This is a genomic window from Wolbachia endosymbiont (group A) of Clivina fossor, assembly GCF_964026865.1.
Lineage (GTDB): Bacteria > Pseudomonadota > Alphaproteobacteria > Rickettsiales > Anaplasmataceae > Wolbachia.
The window spans coordinates 1,062,716-1,080,120 of sequence record NZ_OZ034707.1 but is presented as its reverse complement, the minus strand read 5'-3'; the positions used below and the strand labels follow the sequence as shown (position 1 = coordinate 1,080,120).

Here is a 17,405-nt window from a genome sequence, read left to right as displayed (position 1 = left end):
TGACGAGTTACTATACCACCGCGAACCGTCATACCGCCGCGGTATCTCTAGATCCCGCTAACAAGTAGCGGGATGACGAGCTTATCATCATGCCGCCGCGAACCGTCATACCGCGATTCATTCGCGGTATCTCTAGATCCCGCTAACAAGCAGCGGGATGACGATTGTCGTTTAGCCACAAATATTAAGAAATTTACCAAATAAAAAAAAAGGCAAAAGAAGCCCCGATTAATATCTATTTAAAAACATTGGCGTTTTTTAAGTCTTAAACACTGCAATTTAGCTGCTTTTAAATACAACTTACCTTAGCTAAAATGTTTAAGAAATTTACTAAGCAGAAAAAAAGGCAAAAGAAACCCCGTGTTAGCTAGTTGTCACTCTCTAATCCTGCAAATTGGCGTACTATACTATCTTAAACGACTTATAAGCGCGTTTCAGCTTATATAGGCAAAAACCTAGAAATGTTGTGAAGACATAAGGTGCACATAGTGCAAAAAATTAAAAATAAGACGCCAACTACGTTGTTTTCTTGCTGTTTAATCTGCACAGATGAAGATAACTGAATACCTTCAGTTTCATGATAAGGGGGCTGGCGGAGTTTGTCAAGTAAGTTTTTTCGTTTCTATTCCCAATAAAAGTTCGTCATATGGTTATGCAAGAAGTCTAATTGGTATAACCATGCATGAATGCTATTTTCGGCAGAATCTCTTACAATGCTCAAAAGCAGAAAAACAAAAACTTGATTTTCGCAGCTAAATAGTGGACCATCAAAAGCACGCATAAATATCTACAATGAAAGAAAAAACTTTCACAATCATCGATGGCTATGGTTTTCTTTTCAGAGCTTACTATGTACTACCTCACTTAATTACCACAACAGGAATGCCAATAGGTGGTGTATATGGCTTTCTGAATATGATTCTTAAGTACATTGCCCATTCGGACTACTTAACTATAGCACTTGATGCAGGAAAAAAGAATTTTAGGCACAATTTATATCCTGAATACAAAGCAAACAGAGTAACGCCTCCTGAGGATCTAATTCCACAGTTCACCATACTGAGGGAAGCGGTAGAAGCTTTTAACCTCAGCTATGAAGAAATTGAAGGTTATGAAGCAGATGACATAATCGCAACACTAGCTGCAAAATACGCCAACCACCAAGACTTTAAAGTGGTAGTCGTTTCATCAGATAAAGATTTATTTCAACTCTTGAACCACAATATTTTAATATTCGACCCCATTAAAAATATATATATAGATGAAAAACAAATAGTAGAAAAATTTGGTGTAAACTCACACAAGCTTCTTGATTTATTTTCTCTAACTGGTGATGCATCCGATAACATTCCAGGCGTTCCAGGAATAGGCCCAAAAACTGCCACTAAATTATTAGATGAATTTGATTCATTGAATAATATTATAGAGAACATTGATAACATCGAGCAAACGAGGATTCGTAATATTCTTACCGAACATAAGGAAAAAGCATTGATTTCAAGAGAACTTTTATCACTATGCGAAAAAGTAGACCTTCAACATGATATTGCAAAATATGAAGTCCATTCTCCAAACATGGAGAAACTATTATCCTTTTTAAAGAAGTATGAATTCAATTCCTTAATAGGTAAAATGGAAAAGCTTTTTTCCTATAATGGGTCTAGCACAGAAAAGAAAACAGAATATAGTAGTGAAGAGTTAGAGAAATTTTTAGAGCACTGTAGATATGAAGGCAAAATTGCAATTCATTGCCATCTTGAAAACAATGTATTAAGTTTATCTTATAGCGAAAGTAATATTTTTTATATAGAGCAAGACAGCATACAAAATGCACTCGTTATAATTAACTCAACTTTACTCTCAAATGGGGTGCTTAAAATAATACATAACATTAAAGAGATCAGGAAAATCTTCCCTGCAATAGAGAAGATGTTAGATTCAGTTGATGATTTGATGATAATGTCGTATAGCTTGGATACAGGAAAGCATGATCACAGTATTCCAAACATAGTTGCGCATAATTTGAGTGAAAATGCAGAAATTTTCTCGGCAAAAACTTTAATAGCAATTCATGAAAAGCTAAAGCAAAGGTTATTTCAGGAAAAATTGTTCACAATTTACGAGCGCTTCGATAAGCCACTTATGAAAGTAATATTTGATATGGAGAAAAATGGGATATTACTGAACATACAAAAATTACAGGAGCTGTCCGATAAATTTCAGCAGGTAATTGCCGTGCTTGAAGATGAGATATATAATTTGGCAGGAGAAAGATTTAATATTGCTTCGCCAAAACAATTAAGTGATGTTTTGTTCAACAAAATGGGGCTTAATAAAAAGAAAAAGTCAAAAAAATCTGGATCGTATAGCACCAATTATGAAGTTCTAGAGGCACTCGAAGAAGAAGGGGTAGAAATTGCAGGTAAAATTTTAAGTTGGCGACATTTAAGTAAATTGAAGAGTACCTACACTGATGCATTAATAAAACAGGTTGATCCGCTCGATGATAGAATACACACAAGCTTTTCAATAACTGCAACTGCAACTGGAAGGCTGAGCTCCAGCAATCCTAATTTACAGAATATTCCTATCAGAAGCGAAGAGGGAAATCTTATCAGACAAGCATTTATTGTGCCAAAAGGGTGCAAGATAATCTCTGCTGACTATTCGCAAATAGAATTGAGGCTCCTGGCACACGTTGCAAACGTTGCAGCATTTAAAGAAGCTTTTGCAAACGGACAAGATATTCACGATATCACCGCTAGGCAAGTTTTTGGAGTGCAAGAAATAGATGAGCAATTAAGACGCAAAGCAAAATCCATTAATTTTGGAATTATATATGGAATCAGCCCGTTTGGCCTTGCAAAACGGCTTGGAATTACCATTGCGGAAGCTGCTGAATACATTAATTACTATTTTTCCTGTTACCCAGAAATAAGGGTCTATATGGAAAAAGCAGTGTCTATCGCAAGATTGCATGGTTATGTAGAAACTTTGTTTGGCAGGAGATGCTTTGTAAGAGACATAAACAATACAATTCCTTATGTAAGACAATTTGCAGAAAGGGCAGCAATAAATGCACCACTGCAAGGAACCGCTGCTGATATAATAAAACGTGCGACGATTCAGCTTTTTGATCAGCTGAAGATAGGTAAAATAATCCTCCAGGTTCACGATGAACTACTGGTTGAAGTAGAGGACGAAAAGGTGCAAGAAACAGCAAAACTTATGAAAGACGTAATGGAAAATGCAATAGAAATTTCTATACCACTTGAAGTAGAAATAAAAATTGGCGACAACTGGGGTCTTAATTATGACTTAAACATGGCGGATTCTAAGAGTATAGATTATTTGAATTAATATGAAAAATATGCTACAATTAAAGTATAGTAAATGTGAGTAACTTAGTTATGACAAAAATATTAACTCCACAAACAAAGAATTTGGAACCTTCAAATCAGGTAACTAACAAAGATAAGAAAGTTTTTAAATTTAAAAACGAGGAGCACCAGTTAATCTATCGTGCTTTCCTAGATACTTTAGAAAATCCAGAAACTCTAGAAAATCTAAAAAAGCAAACGAAACAGGAAATAGAAAAGAAGGAACAGAAATTGAAAGAAGAACTTCCAGATCGAGAAAAACAAGAATTACAGGATGATCTGAAGTCATTAGATGAACGATTAGAGCGATTACAGAATGGAAATGAAAAGAAAATTTTTACTTTTATATCAAAAAATCATGAAAGTATATTCAATAATATTAATCAAGAAGATATAAAGTTACTAAGTGAAGAAAACTTTTGTCAGCTTTTACTTTCCGTATTTGAAAAAATTAGAGAAAAAAATTTAGCTAGTGAAGAGAATTTAAAGAATGACAAAATAAAGCAAGAAGTAGCTGAATGTGTAGCTGATATACGCGGTACAGAAGCTAAAGATTCACTCATAAAGCTTGCTGGGTGGCCGCTTGGAGTAAAGGTAGATCCTAAAAACGCTCTTGGCTCTATTAAAGATGGGTTACTAGAAAAGGTACCATTCTTAGGTAAAGGTAAAAAAGAGGAGGATGAACCACCACTCAGTGATGAAGAGATGGCAACAGCATTCTTACGTAAGATTTTTCTTCCTATTTCTTTTTCCATTGCTTCAATATTAATTTTTGGTCCTACTACACTCGCGATAGTTGCTGCCGTTATTGGTACAATATTCGCCATAAAAGGGGGAGTTGAGGTTCTTTTTTCAAATGACAAAGAAGGTACTTTATATAACCCTCATTCACGAGATGAAAAGAAAAAAGAAGGATGGGATGGGAAAATTCTTGATGGTATTAGTAAAATTTTAGGATCCAAAGTTAATGAAACTGGGCAGGGTAATCAACCTGCTGTAACAACTGAGGAGCAACTTACTCAAAAGAGTGAGCAGTCTACTGTGCTTGAACAAGTTACTTTAGATCAGCAAAAAACCACAGGGCAGCAACCAAGTAAGACTACCTAAGTTTGCCAATAAAGTGAGTTGTGTAAGAGGTCTACTATTATTCTATAACGCATACAACAGGAGTATGATCAGACGGATTTTCTAGCTTACGCAATCTATCATCTACGTAGCATGTTTCCAATTTATCTACAGCTTGTGGCGATAATAGCATATAATCTATTCGCATTCCTTGATTGTTTCTGAGTGAATTGCCTTGATAATGCCACCAAGTGAATTGTTGCAAATTGGGGTGGGATATTCTAAACGTGTCTTTAAACCCAAGATTCAAGATTGCTCTTAACTTCTCACGTTCTTTTATATGAAAGCACACTTGGCCATTCAATAAATTTGAATCAAAAACATCAATTTCATCCAGTGCAACATTATAATCGCCAGCTATAATAGTTAACTCTTCATTTTTCAACAAAGTGCTCATCCTTTCATATAGGTTATCAAAAAACTTGAGTTTATACTCAAACATATGAGAGTCTGGGCTTTGACCATTTGGAACGTATACACTTCCTACCCTTACCTTATGATTGGTGTGTTTTATCACACATTCTATATAACGTGCTTCTTGATGACTCTCTACAACATCAATTTTTAATTTTTCCAGTATCGGATATTTAGATAAAACACAAACGCCATTTCTTGCAACTTGTCCATAGATAGCATATTCATATCCTAACTTTTCTATCTCTACATAAGGAAATTGCTCTTCCGTACATTTTATCTCTTGCAGCAAAACTATATCTATCTGACTGTCAACTATAAAACTACAAAGTTGGTTAACTCTTTTACGTATGGAGTTTACATTCCAAGTTGCAATCTTTAGCATCAACAATCCTTATTAATTATATCAATTAAACTCTCCCCAGTAGGCAACCTCGATGTTATAATTTTTTTCCATTTGATTAACCTTAAACTATCAGCAATGTTTTTACTCATGGTATATGCAACTGTATTATTCATCACATGAGATAGCCCACTTTTTAGAACTAATGAACAAAATACCCTTGCTGTCTGTGAGGAAAAAAAAGCAACACTATCAATTTTACCATCCAACAGTAAATTTTTACACCTATTAGTTAGACTCCTTTTTATAATTGTTTTATAGAGTACAACTTCTCTTACATTAAAATCTTCTTCAGATAATCTCTTTTTTAGGTCACATGATACTTCTTGTCCCCTTATATACAAGAACTTTATTGCGTTTGAATAATGAGCTTTTATGAATGATATCAGACCATCAACGTTGCTGTCTGCTGAGATTATATCAGAAAATCCCAAATTTTTTGCAGCCTGCATGGTTGAATTACCAACTGTAATAATCGGAAAGTCATCCTCTTTGCATATTTGACTAAAAGCCTTTACACTGTTTTTACTTGTAGATATCACAACGTCAAATTCGTACGCAGATATATCAGGATTTAAGTACTTTATTGTGAATACTGGTTCTATAAAAACTTTGTATCCATACTTTCTCAATATATTTCTTGTATTGAACGAATCCAATAAAGGCCTCGTTAATAAAATAGACTTCATTCTGATTTATTTCACTACTAGTAAAATAGTACCCTTTATACACAAATTACTGAATAAAAATTTTTATTTTGATGGCTTGAGCAACTATTCAAGTAATTGATGTTGAAATAAGGATACTCAGTCCCCTATTTACCACTAAGCTTTAAATTCACTTATACTTTTTTAATGCTAATTAGGTTGAGCTCTTTTGAATGGCTCCCTTCAATGGAATTATATAGCTAATATTCCTATACAAGTCAAATAAGTTAACTTGTTGACACTTAAACTGCTTTTACAGATGGAGAGAGGGTATCAGTAGGTTTTTCTGCCTGTGGTTTGCTGATCAAAGTCCGAACGATATTAGCTGCCATAAAGGTACAGCCTAGAATAAAAAAGGCAGTAGAAACAAAAGGAATGATAGGAGATTCGAGAGGCAATATAGATGCAATTCCTCCTATTAAAAACGAAACGTTAGATGTAATATCAAGACAGATCTTTGTTAGTTTTTTTTGTCCTGCTACACCAAGTTGCTTCTGTAGGAAATGATCCTTTAATGACCATATATTTAAAGCAAACGAAAGTACACTTAATATAGTGCCGGCAATACTAAAATACAGACTTAAGACAGGAATACTAAAGGCTAATGCTGCTATATATCCAATAAAAGAAGCAGTAGATAGTGTAGTAACTAAGCGTTTCGAGTAAGTTCGTACCTTCTTTCTGTAGGCTAACTTATCTTTTTCACCATACATAGCATAAATATTACCTAATACGTTATATTGTAGCATTAACTAATTCAACAAGCAATATGGAAGCTAAGAGTGCCCGAGAGAAGACTTGAACTTCCACAACTTAAAAAGTTACTAGCACCTGAAGCTAGCGCGTCTACCAATTCCGCCACCCGGGCTTTTTATAGTTTACTATGTTAAAGTTAAATAATATACTTAAACAATTTTTAGTTCAAAGGTAATGCCAAATCTAGATCAAATATTTTTCGCTCAAAACAATGTTAATATTAATAACGTATATAAAATAGTCAATAACGCTTTGAGCAATAGCGATGGTGGTGAGCTGTTTCTAGAATTTTGCCAGTCGGAGTCCCTAGTTTTTGATGACAATATATTAAAACACGTGGATTTGAATACCAGAAGGGGATTTGGTTTAAGGTCTTTTTGTGAGGATAGTACATCTTTCGTTTGTTCTTCTGAGATTAGCGAAAAAGAAATTAGTAATGCTGCTTCTATGGTAAAAAGCTCAGTGTCTTTAAACAAGACAAATTCAATAAATTTAAACGAAGAGACAAAAAGCCTATATTCGAGGATTAACCCTACAAATGAAATGGATCTGAATTCAAAGATTAAACTACTCAATGAGGTTAATGAGTATGTAAGGTCCAAAAATAACTGCGTGAAGCAAGTAAAAATAACTCTAAGTGGAGAATGGCAAGTCGTACAAATAATAAAGGGTGATCACAGATTAAGCGATATCAGGCCTCTGGTACGTTTTAATGTGCTAGTCATTGTAGAAAAGGATGGCCGTACCGAGAGAGGCTCCGCAGGACACGGTGGAAGGGATTCTTATAGTAAGTTTATTTCTGAGAAAAAGTGGAAAGAAGTTGCAAACCAGGCTTTGGAACAAGCACTGGTAAATCTTGAAGCAATTCCAACTCCAGCCGGAGAAATGACAGTTATTCTAGGTCCGGGCTGGCCGGGAGTATTGTTGCATGAAGCTGTGGGTCATGGACTCGAAGGCGATTTTAATCGTAAAGGAGTCTCAGCATTTTCAAATTCTATTGGTAAACAAGTAGCAGCTAGTGGCATCACAGTAGTTGATGATGGAACTCTGCCTAATTTGCGTGGTTCTATTAGCATAGATGATGAAGGTACTCCACCCAGTTATAATGTGTTGATAGAGGATGGAATTCTCAAAGGCTACATGCAGGATCATATGAATGCTAAACTCATGGGTGTGAATCCAATTGGTAATGGTAGAAGAGAAAGTTATAAAGAAGTTACTATGCCGCGCATGACAAACACCTATATGTTACCAGGGAAACATACGCCGGAAGAAATAATATCTAGCGTAAAGAAAGGTCTGTATGCAGTAAATTTCGGTGGTGGGCAAGTTGATATAACGTCAGGGAAATTTGTTTTTTCATCTTCAGAAGCTTACTTAATAGAAAATGGTAAAATTACACAGCCAGTCAAAGGAGCAACACTAATTGGTGATGGGCCAACAGTGCTAAAAAAAGTATCCATGGTTGGCAACGACTTAAAGTTGGACCCCGGTGTTGGCACATGTTCAAAAGATGGACAAAATGTGCCCGTTGGAGTTGGTCAACCAACACTCAAAGTCGACGCAATAACTGTTGGTGGAACTGAGATATAGATAAGGGCTAAAACGGGTTCCAGCGCATGACGAACAATTGTACAAACATTGTAGCCGTTATTCAAGTAGCCCGCAGAAACGAAAAAACTTGCTTGACAAACTCCGCCAGCCCCCTTATCATGACATTAAGGGTATTTCTGACTCAAAACTTGTTTTTGATCTGCGCAGGTTCAATGACAAAATTCAGTAAAAAACTTAGGGTATTTTTTGGCGGATTACATAAAATTATAGCGGCTGCATGTCTTTTAAATTTTTTCTACATTCAGCCAAATCGCGCTTATTTTAAGCGTTAGCACATTATTACAGCGCCACTTACAGTAATATAGAGTCAAAACTCGCACCACGGGGCTTCTTTTGCCTTTTTTTCCGCTTGGTAAATTTCTTAATGTTTGTAGCTAAAGCAATTTAAGAGACCGAAAATGGTGTTATTCCAGCGCGTGACGCTGGAATCTAGTCTTTATTATGCAGCCACTTATTTAAAGTTAAGTTTTCTGGATCCAAGTAGTCAAGCTACTCGGATGACACCCTCTTGGATGGAAACCAGTGTCAGCTACTTTCATGACACTATGACAACCGTCATCCCGCTGCTTGTTAGCGGGATCTATGCTAAGAGATACCGCGAATGAATCGCGGTATGACGATCTGCGGCAGTATGACGGTTCGCGGCGGTATGACGTAGGATTGCTGTCATCCCGCTATGTGTTAGCGGCTGAGATACCGCGAATTAATCACGGTATGACGCAGAGCTCGCGTTAGCTATACTTTTATACTCACCAACTCAGTATCCAATCTGGATCCAAGTAGTCAAGCTACTTGGATGACATCTTTCTTCTTGGTATAAATTACTTTTATATCTCAATGTTCATACAGCTATGCACGTTGCCGCATAGTGGATGAGGTGTATTACCTCTAAGAGTATGATTTTTACATAATAATATAATATTCTGTTCATAAATCAATGTTTCAACGTACAACAAGAACATTTTCATTGTGATTAAGATTTCTAGTATGTATATTAATAAATCTTGTTCTCAACTAAGTAATGAAAGTAATAATTGTTATAATAATGTTATTGTGTAGCAGTTACACAATGGCAAGCGAGCGAATAAGTCTAGTGGATAAAAAACTATCTCAAGGATATGTAGCTCCAGTGCTTACAGAAGATAGCGTTATTTTATCAGACAAGCACGGCGCTTTATATTCCTTTGATATTGATAACTCAAAGGCTATGAATTGGAAATTACACCTCTCACATAGGAAAAAAATTGGTAACATGAGCCTATCGCATTATGAAAAAAATGTTTTCTTTATAGTGGATAACACTTTACACGCAATAGATGCAAAAACTGGCAAGATTGAGTGGGAAAAAGAATTGAGAGCTCCAGTAAGAGGGAAAGCAGCAGTAATAAATAATAAATTGGTAGTATTGACTATTGATAATTATCTGTACGTGTTTGATATAAAAGATGGCAGTTCCGTTTGGGCTTATCAAAACGGTATCAATGAGGTTCGAGGTTTGTATTCCATATCGCCAACAATTTCTAACGATAAAATAATAGCACCATTTTCAAATGGTGAGTTAATAGCTTTTAATGAAGACGGTAAAAAATTGTGGAGCCAAAAATTGGCTACAAACCTTTTGGATACACAGCTCACAGATGTAACTACTACACCGAGAGTGCTTGGCGATACTTTAATAGCTACAAACAATTCTTATATTTATGGTATTGACGTGAAATCAGGAAATATTTTGTGGTCAAAGTCACTGCAAGTAAAAAGTGTATCAGACATTGAGTCATATTATAGTCCTCTTATTCCTGCAGAGAAACAAAAAGAAGGCGGAAGAATTTTTATAGTAACTGAAGATAATAAAATAATCGGCCTGGATATAAAAAATGGAGAAACAGTCTGGGCATCTGATTTAATAGAAAATACGCAATTGTTTGCTCCAATTGTGCATGCCCATACACTGTGGGTGACAAGCAATAAAGGTTCAATGCTTGCTTTTCCTGGATCTGAAAGTGCAGGAAAGGTAATCAAAGTACCTGGTAATGTGTTTCACACTCCAGTGTTTACTCACGATAAAATATATGTAACAACTGAGGGAAATGGTGTTTATTCTTTAGAAAATAGGTTTGTTCTTTATGATTGATTATGACCTGATTGTTATAGGTGGTGGTCCAGGCGGTTATAAGTGTGCTATCGCTGCTGCAAAACTTGGATTGAAAGTTGCCTGCATAGATAAAAATAGCATTTTTGGTGGTACATGCTTGCGAGTTGGGTGCATACCTTCCAAAGCACTACTTCATTCTTCCTATCAGTATGCTCACACGAAAAATGATCTGTCGAAGCTTGGCATAAAAATTAAGGATGCAAGTTTCGATTTAAAAGAAATGCTAGGCTATAAGGACGCCAGAGTTCAGGAACTTGGAAAAGGTATAGAATATCTGTTTAACCTTCACAAAATCACTAAAATCAATGGACTTGGGAAAATTACTTCTTTTGACCAAGGTAATCTTGAAGTTTCAGTTGAAGATAAGGTGCTGAAGACAAAAAATATAGTAATTGCAACCGGTTCTGACGTTATTTCTTTGCCAGGAATTAATATCGATGAGAAAAGTATTATTTCATCAACTGGTGCATTGTCTTTAACTGAAGTACCAAAAAAACTTGTCGTAATCGGAGCCGGGGCAATAGGGCTTGAAATGTCTTCTGTATGGAGGAGGCTAGGGTCTGAAGTCACTGTAGTAGAATTTTTTGACAGAATCGCTGCAGCAATGGATGGAGAATTAAGTAAGTCTCTACTTTCTAGTCTACAAAAACAAGGAATAAAATTTTTACTTAGCACTAAAGTTGAGGGAATAAAACAAAGTAGTAACTCTTTGAGTGTGAAAGTTTGCTCTGTAAAAGATAATCAAACAAACACTATAGAAGCGGATAAGGTATTGGTGGCAGCAGGACGCAAACCATGTACTGATGGTCTTGGTATTGATGAAAAAATAGAAAAAGATAATCGCGGTTTCGTTCAAGTTAACAACAGATATGAAACTAATGTGAAAGGAATATTTGCTATTGGTGATGTGATTGGTGGAGCAATGCTTGCTCATAAAGCAGAGGAAGAAGGAGTGGCAGTTGCAGAGATAATAGCAGGACAGTCACCTCACGTTGATTATGAAATTATACCATCTGTCATTTACACTCACCCTGCGGTTTCTTCGATCGGTAAAGCCGAAGAGGAACTCAAAAATGCTGGCTATAAGTACAAAGTTGGTAAATGTCAATTTGCTGCAAACGGCAGAGCAAAAATCACTGATGATGCTGAAGGATTCGTGAAAGTGCTGACTTGTAGCAGAGCAGATACAATACTAGGTGTGCATATCATAGGAGCATACGCTGATACGCTAATCAACGAAGCAGCGGTTGCAATGGCATATGGCGCAGCAGCAGAGGATATATACAGAATTTGTCACTCTCATCCTGATATAAATGAAGCCTTTCGAGATGCGTGCATCGATGCTTTCTTTAAAAAATAATTGTGGACCTCGGTTCAATCATTGAAAAATGGTATGAGTGGCTGAGGTGCAACAGATCTTATTCACCAAACACTTTAGAGTCATACATGAGGGACTTGAAGGATCTTATAAGTTTCCTAAATACTCACATTGGTGGAGAAGTAAATGTCGGCACTTTGGAAAAATTGAGCGTACCTGAGTTAAGAAGTTGGCTTACCTCTCGTTATGCAAGAGGTGTGAATGCAAGATCTAACGCTCGTGCATTGTCAGTAATCAGAAATTTCTTCAAGTACATAAAAAACAACTACAATATAGACAATGAAGCTGTATTTTCCTTATCAAGGCCAATTCAGAGAAGAACTCTGCCCAAAGCATTATCAATACCTGATATAAAAACTTTGGTGAAAGAAATGAAATTATCTGACTTGAGCGAACCTTGGGTGGTAAAAAGAGAAATTGCAATTATCGTCCTGCTATATGGTACAGGCTTAAGAATCAGTGAAGCGTTGAACCTTGGGGTTAGTGATATTAACAATGAAAGTTTAATAGTAACAGGTAAGGGAGATAAACAAAGGCAGGTATTCATTCTTCCGGTAGTAAAAAAGTGTATACAGGAATATGTAAAAGCCTGTCCTTATCTTGGCATTAATAATGAAACACAATATCTTTTTTTGGGAGTAAGAGGAAAAAAATTGGGAAGAACTTATGTGGCTAATCGTTTGCAGAAAATAAGGAGAATATTAAATCTGCCAGAAATCTTATCTCCACATGCATTTCGTCATAGTTTTGCTACTCATTTGCTTCAAGAAGATATTGACATAAGATCAATACAACAACTGCTTGGCCACTCAAGCCTGGAAACCACCCAGGTTTACACTCACCTCAATTATCAAGATGTTTTTAACATGTACAAAAATTTTCAGCAGGGCCTGGAGAAGAAATCAAAACCCTTGTAACTTGAAGATTGTCGGTGGTACCACCAGGTCCTATATCTCGTTCATCCGCTTTACATAAATAATATCCTACTAAAAAAAGAACCAGTGCAACTGCTGTAAGACAAGCACCTATTACTAGATAATCGTATAAAATTGCTAAACCTACACAACCAGTCAATGCTCCAGATAATATAAAAAATGCATAAGCATAGTTGCTTTGTTTTTTACCAGGAGAAATTGCTTGTGAGGATTTTTCGTTTTTATTACTCAGACTTTTAGTACGGATTTCTGATGAAAGCCTATCTCTTTCTTCCCTTACTTGTTTCAAATCTCTTTTTAATTGTAAAATTTCGACAGTGTCGCTTGCTCTTCCATACACAATTCTATTAAGTCGAGTTACTTCACTATTTAGATCATTGATTTTTGTTTTTTGAGCCGATTTTTCCTGCCTTACTTGTACTAAATCTTTTTCTAATTGTGAAATTTTGCTAGTTTCGCTCGTTTTTTCACGCACAACCTTATCCAGCTTTTGCTCTGTTTCTGCAAGTTGAGCTTTTGTCTTTTCAAGTTCATCTACAAGTTCTTGTGCAAACTCCTCAAAATCTGCTGGTATATTATTCGTATTTGCTACAGGTTGCTCTGCACTTGTAGGGAATTTTTCATTTAGATAATTTCTGATACGTTCAATACTTTCAAATGCAGCAGTAACAATTGCACGATTTATGAAACAATTATCCTCTACTAACTTTTCTACATCATCTAAATCTTTTCTATTAATAGCATCAGTTAATCGCTCTGTAATAGCTTGTTCAATTATTTTCTTCAACCGTGAATTTTGCTCTATAGCTCGTATTGGCTTTATTTGACTAAAATCTAGGTCTTTATGTTTTAAAAGTTTAATCAATACTTCTTCGTTATCTTGTGTTATTCCTTGTAAACATATTAAGCTCAGGGGTGTTTCTATTTCTCCATTTTGGTTTCTTTTCCAGCAATTAGGATTAAGCTCTTGAGCCAACAGTGTTTTTGCTCGGTTAATATTTCCATTAAAAAGAGCATCTAATAATTTTTTTCCTTTTTGTGCTTTTGTTATTTCCATTGTAATACCAAATCTCATAAATAAGTAGGCAAATAACTCACAGAACAAATGGTTTTGATCGAACTTTCCGTAATATTACGAATGAATGCACATACAGTATCCTCCAATAAACTAACAGAGTCATATATTCTATTTTTAATGAGATTGTCTTTCAAATATTGCCATAAACGCTCTACTGGATTTAACTCTGGTGAATATGGAGGTAAATAGATTAAGGTAATATTTTGTGGTATTTTTAAACCTTTGGATCTATGCCATCCTGCACAATCCACAACAAGAAATGCCTCCCTTGTTCCTAAATATTGTGACATCTGCTCAAGGAATATATTCATACAATCAGTATTGACGTTTGGTACGAATAAGCTAGAACTCTCTCCATTTCTAGGATTAACTGCACTATAGAGATAAAAGTTTTGCCTACCTAATTTTACCTTAACCTGTGTCCTAATGCCTTTTTTAAACCACCCGTGTCCAATCTTTGAATGTGTGCCAAACCGCGACTCATCGAAGAAAAATAGCTCTTTTTCGGGATACGTGACAATAGTTTCATTAAGATTTTTTTTTAAACTCTTCTTGTTTATTTTTATCCTGTTTATTGTGCACAGGCCTTGGAGTAATATACGAAAAACCTAACTTTTGCATCAGTCTATGTGCTGTAGACTTACTTACCTCAATAGAAAACATTTTCTCAATTATGATTTTTAATTTCTTAGCCGTTAGGTTGGCTCCTTCTTCTGCTATGACATTTTTAATTTCTTCTTGCTGCTTGTAGCTCAACTTCGGCTTTACTCCACGTCCTGGTTGTATTTTAAACGCATTGACTCCTCCTTCCTTAAATCTTGTAATCCACTTCATCAATGTAGTTCTAGTAATTCGGTATATTTGAGCAACTTTTGTTATTCCATATTCTTTTGCAGATATTATTGCCTGTAATCTTCTTCCTATCTCTCCTCTTATGCCGTGCTTCTTTAATTCCAGGTTACACTTATTATATAATTCTTCTCCTATTGCTTTACTTTTTCCTGCCATAACTCCCCACTAATTCTTAAATTATTCTATTTTAGAAATTTTTCTTTATTCGTCTATTTATTTTTAGGAATTGGTATAAGATGCGAAAAGTCCTTTTTTTGTATTCGCCCTATTTTTTCAATATATTCTTTAGGAGTATGAAAGAAACGCTCTTTATGAAAATCATGAAGATGTTCTTCAGGGAATCGTTGGTATTCAGGTTTAATAACTAAATAACTATTTTTAACATCTATATCTAATTTAGGATGTCTAAGTAACATCTGTACAAAATTCCTATTTCCCATATGAAAAGCTAGATGTAGAGCTGTATTGCGTTTTTTAGTTTCTTGAGCATTAATATTTAAATTTTGATGTTGTAAAAGCAACATCATCATTTTTAAGCATATAGGGCTGTCATCACCATTCATGATAATAGTCATTAGTGGTGTATATCCCTCATCAAACGCATTAACATCCGCACCTTCTGCTAGAGCTTGTTTAAAATTCTCTAGGTTTTCATCATCAATAGCTTTAAATAACTGTTTTGTTGATTCACTTAGCTGTCTTGAAGTTGTCGGATTTCGAGCTTGCGATGCCGTGTTATCACCACCTCCATAAGCTCCATAATATGTTACACCGTTTCTATAAGGCATACTAAACCCTCTTTATTAATGATTTACTAATATAATTATGTAAAAAAAAAGGAAAATTGCAAGCGATTTATCTATAGCTAACCCAAGAAAGGTTTTCCTACGTCATACCGCGATTTATTCGCGGTATCTCAGCATAGATTCCGCTAACAAGTAGCGGAATGACGAATTTTTGTTTTTAAAATTATCGATGAACTTAAGTCACTTTAGCTATAAAATCCTAATTCTGAGTTAATTAATTACGACTCTAGAAACTTCTCTGCATCAAGTGCAGCCATGCACCCTGTTCCTGCTGCAACTACTGCCTGGCGATATACCTTATCTTGAACATCACCTGCAGCAAATACTCCTGCTTTACTAGTTAAAGTTGTTCCAGGTTTTGTAATTATGTAACCCTGTTCATCCATTTCAACAAAGCCTTTAAAAATACCTGTATTTGGTGCATGCCCAATTGCAATGAACACTCCATCGACTTTCAATTCTTGAGCTTCCGTTGATTTAACTATAATACCAGTAACTTTTTTCGGATTTTCTTCTCCAAGAATCTGCTCTACGGTATGGTTCCACATTACTTTTATTTTATCATTTTTAAAGAGCCTATCTTGCATTACCTTTTCCGCTCTCAATTTATCACGCCTGAGTATTAATATCACTTCTTTGGCAAATCGAGTTAAAAATATTGCTTCTTCAATAGCGGTATTTCCACCACCAATCACGGCTACAACTTTATTCCTAAAAAATGCACCATCACAAGTTGCACAAGCCGAAACTCCGTAACCTTGAAATTCCTTTTCACTCTCCAAACCAAGCCACTTCGCTTGCGCACCAGATGCAATTATAATTGCATCTGAGTAGTAGTCATTGATATTACCAGAAGATCTAAACCTATATTCATTAGAATCCTCAAGTTGTTCAACGCTTTTTATCTCATCATCTATTATTTTTGCTCCAACCTGTTCTGCATGCAACCTCATTTGCTCCATTAGTTCTGGACCCTGTATTGAAACAAAACCAGGATAGTTTTCAACATCTGTAGTAATTGTAAGCTGACCACCAGGCTGCATTCCCGTTACTACAATTGGCTCTAAGTTTGCACGTGCTGCATATATAGCAGCAGCATAACCCGCTGCTCCAGATCCAATAATAAGAACTTTTGTACTAAATCTATAATTCTTCACTGTATGAGTTTAGATAATCAGCTACTCCTTCATCGCTTGCCTGCATTGCTGGCTTACCTTTTTTCCACCCTGCTGGACATACTTCACCATGCTCCTCATTATGTTTAATTGCATCAATGATTCTAACGAATTCATCGATATTACGCCCTAAAGGCAAATCATTTATCGATTGATGACGTACAATAAATTTATCATCAATAACGAAAGTTGCTCTCAGCGCAATTGAGTCATCATATAAGACCCCATAGTCTCTTGATATAGACTTTTTGATATCAGACACTAAAGTGTAGCTAACCTCTCCAATACCACCATCATTAACTGGAGTGTTTCGCCATTTATAATGTGAAAATTTTGAATCTACACTTATTCCTATCACTTCAATACCACGCTTTGCAAACTCATTTATTCTATTATTGAGCGATATCAATTCAGTTGGGCAAACAAAAGTAAAATCAAGTGGATAGAAAAAAAGGACAGCATACTTATTTTTTATGTGCTTACTCAGACAGAAATCATCAACAATTTCTCCGCCGGAGAGAACAGCTGAAGCAGTAAAATCGATAGCAGATTTTGTTACAAGATTCATAATTGACCTATTCTTTTAAAACAACTCTAATTTTACACTTGATGAACTTATATGCAAGTTTT

At 35.5% G+C, this 17,405-nt stretch carries 14 protein-coding genes and 1 tRNA gene; 6 read left to right on the top strand and 9 right to left on the bottom strand.

Annotated features, from left to right (window positions below):
- Positions 1-792: 792 nt before the first annotated feature.
- Entirely contained in the window at positions 793-3,360 is a 2,568-nt protein-coding gene (gene polA, locus AAGD99_RS05430) for a DNA polymerase I (RefSeq protein ID WP_341822818.1), read from the top strand.
- A gap of 35 nt (positions 3,361-3,395) precedes the next feature.
- A complete protein-coding gene (locus AAGD99_RS05425) occupies positions 3,396-4,487 on the top strand; it encodes a hypothetical protein (RefSeq protein ID WP_341822817.1) in 1,092 nt (363 codons plus the stop codon).
- Between the two features lie 37 nt (positions 4,488-4,524).
- Here the strand turns inward: AAGD99_RS05425 and AAGD99_RS05420 are convergent, their stop codons facing one another.
- The 4 genes from AAGD99_RS05420 to AAGD99_RS05405 all read right to left on the bottom strand — a co-directional run bounded on the left by AAGD99_RS05420 (position 4,525) and on the right by AAGD99_RS05405 (position 6,897).
- Entirely contained in the window at positions 4,525-5,304 is a 780-nt protein-coding gene (locus AAGD99_RS05420; protein WP_253309345.1) for an exodeoxyribonuclease III, read from the bottom strand.
- Positions 5,304-6,011, bottom strand: coding sequence for a uroporphyrinogen-III synthase (locus AAGD99_RS05415; RefSeq protein WP_264687969.1), 708 nt, complete (start codon positions 6,009-6,011; stop codon positions 5,304-5,306). The genes AAGD99_RS05420 and AAGD99_RS05415 overlap by 1 nt, the downstream gene beginning before the upstream one ends.
- A gap of 260 nt (positions 6,012-6,271) precedes the next feature.
- Positions 6,272-6,742: a hypothetical protein gene (locus tag AAGD99_RS05410; protein WP_341823218.1), complete on the bottom strand. Its 471-nt coding sequence runs from the start codon at positions 6,740-6,742 to the stop codon at positions 6,272-6,274.
- A gap of 70 nt (positions 6,743-6,812) precedes the next feature.
- Positions 6,813-6,897 (bottom strand) — tRNA-Leu (locus AAGD99_RS05405).
- Between the two features lie 62 nt (positions 6,898-6,959).
- Here AAGD99_RS05405 and tldD point away from each other — a divergent pair.
- From tldD to AAGD99_RS05385, 4 genes are all read left to right on the top strand, one after another.
- On the top strand, positions 6,960-8,378 hold the full coding sequence (gene tldD / locus AAGD99_RS05400; protein ID WP_341822816.1) for a metalloprotease TldD: 1,419 nt from the start codon (positions 6,960-6,962) through the stop codon (positions 8,376-8,378).
- Positions 8,379-9,420: 1,042 nt separating this feature from the next.
- Positions 9,421-10,530, top strand: coding sequence for a PQQ-binding-like beta-propeller repeat protein (locus AAGD99_RS05395; protein WP_341822815.1), 1,110 nt, complete (start codon positions 9,421-9,423; stop codon positions 10,528-10,530).
- Positions 10,523-11,911 carry a dihydrolipoyl dehydrogenase gene (lpdA, locus tag AAGD99_RS05390; protein WP_264735912.1) on the top strand — a complete coding sequence of 463 codons (1,389 nt, stop codon included), beginning with the start codon at positions 10,523-10,525 and terminating at the stop codon, positions 11,909-11,911. The genes AAGD99_RS05395 and lpdA overlap by 8 nt, the downstream gene beginning before the upstream one ends.
- 2 nt (positions 11,912-11,913) lie before the next feature.
- Positions 11,914-12,846 (top strand): tyrosine recombinase XerC, encoded by a 933-nt coding sequence (locus AAGD99_RS05385; protein ID WP_341822814.1) that lies wholly within the window; start codon positions 11,914-11,916, stop codon positions 12,844-12,846.
- Here the strand turns inward: AAGD99_RS05385 and AAGD99_RS05380 are convergent.
- From AAGD99_RS05380 to AAGD99_RS05360, 5 genes are all read right to left on the bottom strand, one after another.
- Positions 12,791-13,939 (bottom strand): hypothetical protein, encoded by a 1,149-nt coding sequence (locus tag AAGD99_RS05380; protein WP_341822813.1) that lies wholly within the window; start codon positions 13,937-13,939, stop codon positions 12,791-12,793. The two genes, AAGD99_RS05385 and AAGD99_RS05380, sit on opposite strands and share 56 nt — an antisense overlap.
- A protein-coding gene (locus AAGD99_RS05375; RefSeq protein WP_341822214.1) for an IS630 family transposase occupies positions 13,936-14,950 on the bottom strand; the annotation gives its coding sequence in 2 pieces (ribosomal slippage) (positions 13,936-14,484 and positions 14,486-14,950; 1,014 coding nt in all). Before AAGD99_RS05375 ends, AAGD99_RS05380 begins: the two co-directional genes overlap by 4 nt.
- 53 nt (positions 14,951-15,003) lie before the next feature.
- Positions 15,004-15,582 (bottom strand): ankyrin repeat domain-containing protein, encoded by a 579-nt coding sequence (locus AAGD99_RS05370; RefSeq protein WP_341822812.1) that lies wholly within the window; start codon positions 15,580-15,582, stop codon positions 15,004-15,006.
- Between the two features lie 236 nt (positions 15,583-15,818).
- Positions 15,819-16,757, bottom strand: coding sequence for a thioredoxin-disulfide reductase (gene trxB / locus AAGD99_RS05365; RefSeq protein ID WP_341822811.1), 939 nt, complete (start codon positions 16,755-16,757; stop codon positions 15,819-15,821).
- Positions 16,744-17,343, bottom strand: coding sequence for a peroxiredoxin (locus tag AAGD99_RS05360; RefSeq protein ID WP_253309335.1), 600 nt, complete (start codon positions 17,341-17,343; stop codon positions 16,744-16,746). The genes trxB and AAGD99_RS05360 overlap by 14 nt, the downstream gene beginning before the upstream one ends.
- Positions 17,344-17,405: the final 62 nt, after the last annotated feature.

Bases quoted from the DNA above. Each gene is read 5' to 3' on its own strand.
- polA (WP_341822818.1), top strand. From the start codon at position 793: ATGAAAGAAAAAACTTTCACAATCATCGATGGCTATGGTTTTCTTTTC.
- AAGD99_RS05420 (WP_253309345.1), bottom strand. From the start codon at position 5,304: ATGCTAAAGATTGCAACTTGGAATGTAAACTCCATACGTAAAAGAGTT.
- AAGD99_RS05415 (WP_264687969.1), bottom strand. From the start codon at position 6,011: ATGAAGTCTATTTTATTAACGAGGCCTTTATTGGATTCGTTCAATACA.
- AAGD99_RS05410 (WP_341823218.1), bottom strand. From the start codon at position 6,742: ATGTATGGTGAAAAAGATAAGTTAGCCTACAGAAAGAAGGTACGAACT.
- tldD (WP_341822816.1), top strand. From the start codon at position 6,960: ATGCCAAATCTAGATCAAATATTTTTCGCTCAAAACAATGTTAATATT.
- AAGD99_RS05395 (WP_341822815.1), top strand. From the start codon at position 9,421: ATGAAAGTAATAATTGTTATAATAATGTTATTGTGTAGCAGTTACACA.
- lpdA (WP_264735912.1), top strand. From the start codon at position 10,523: ATGATTGATTATGACCTGATTGTTATAGGTGGTGGTCCAGGCGGTTAT.
- AAGD99_RS05380 (WP_341822813.1), bottom strand. From the start codon at position 13,939: ATGAGATTTGGTATTACAATGGAAATAACAAAAGCACAAAAAGGAAAA.
- AAGD99_RS05370 (WP_341822812.1), bottom strand. From the start codon at position 15,582: ATGCCTTATAGAAACGGTGTAACATATTATGGAGCTTATGGAGGTGGT.
- AAGD99_RS05360 (WP_253309335.1), bottom strand. From the start codon at position 17,343: ATGAATCTTGTAACAAAATCTGCTATCGATTTTACTGCTTCAGCTGTT.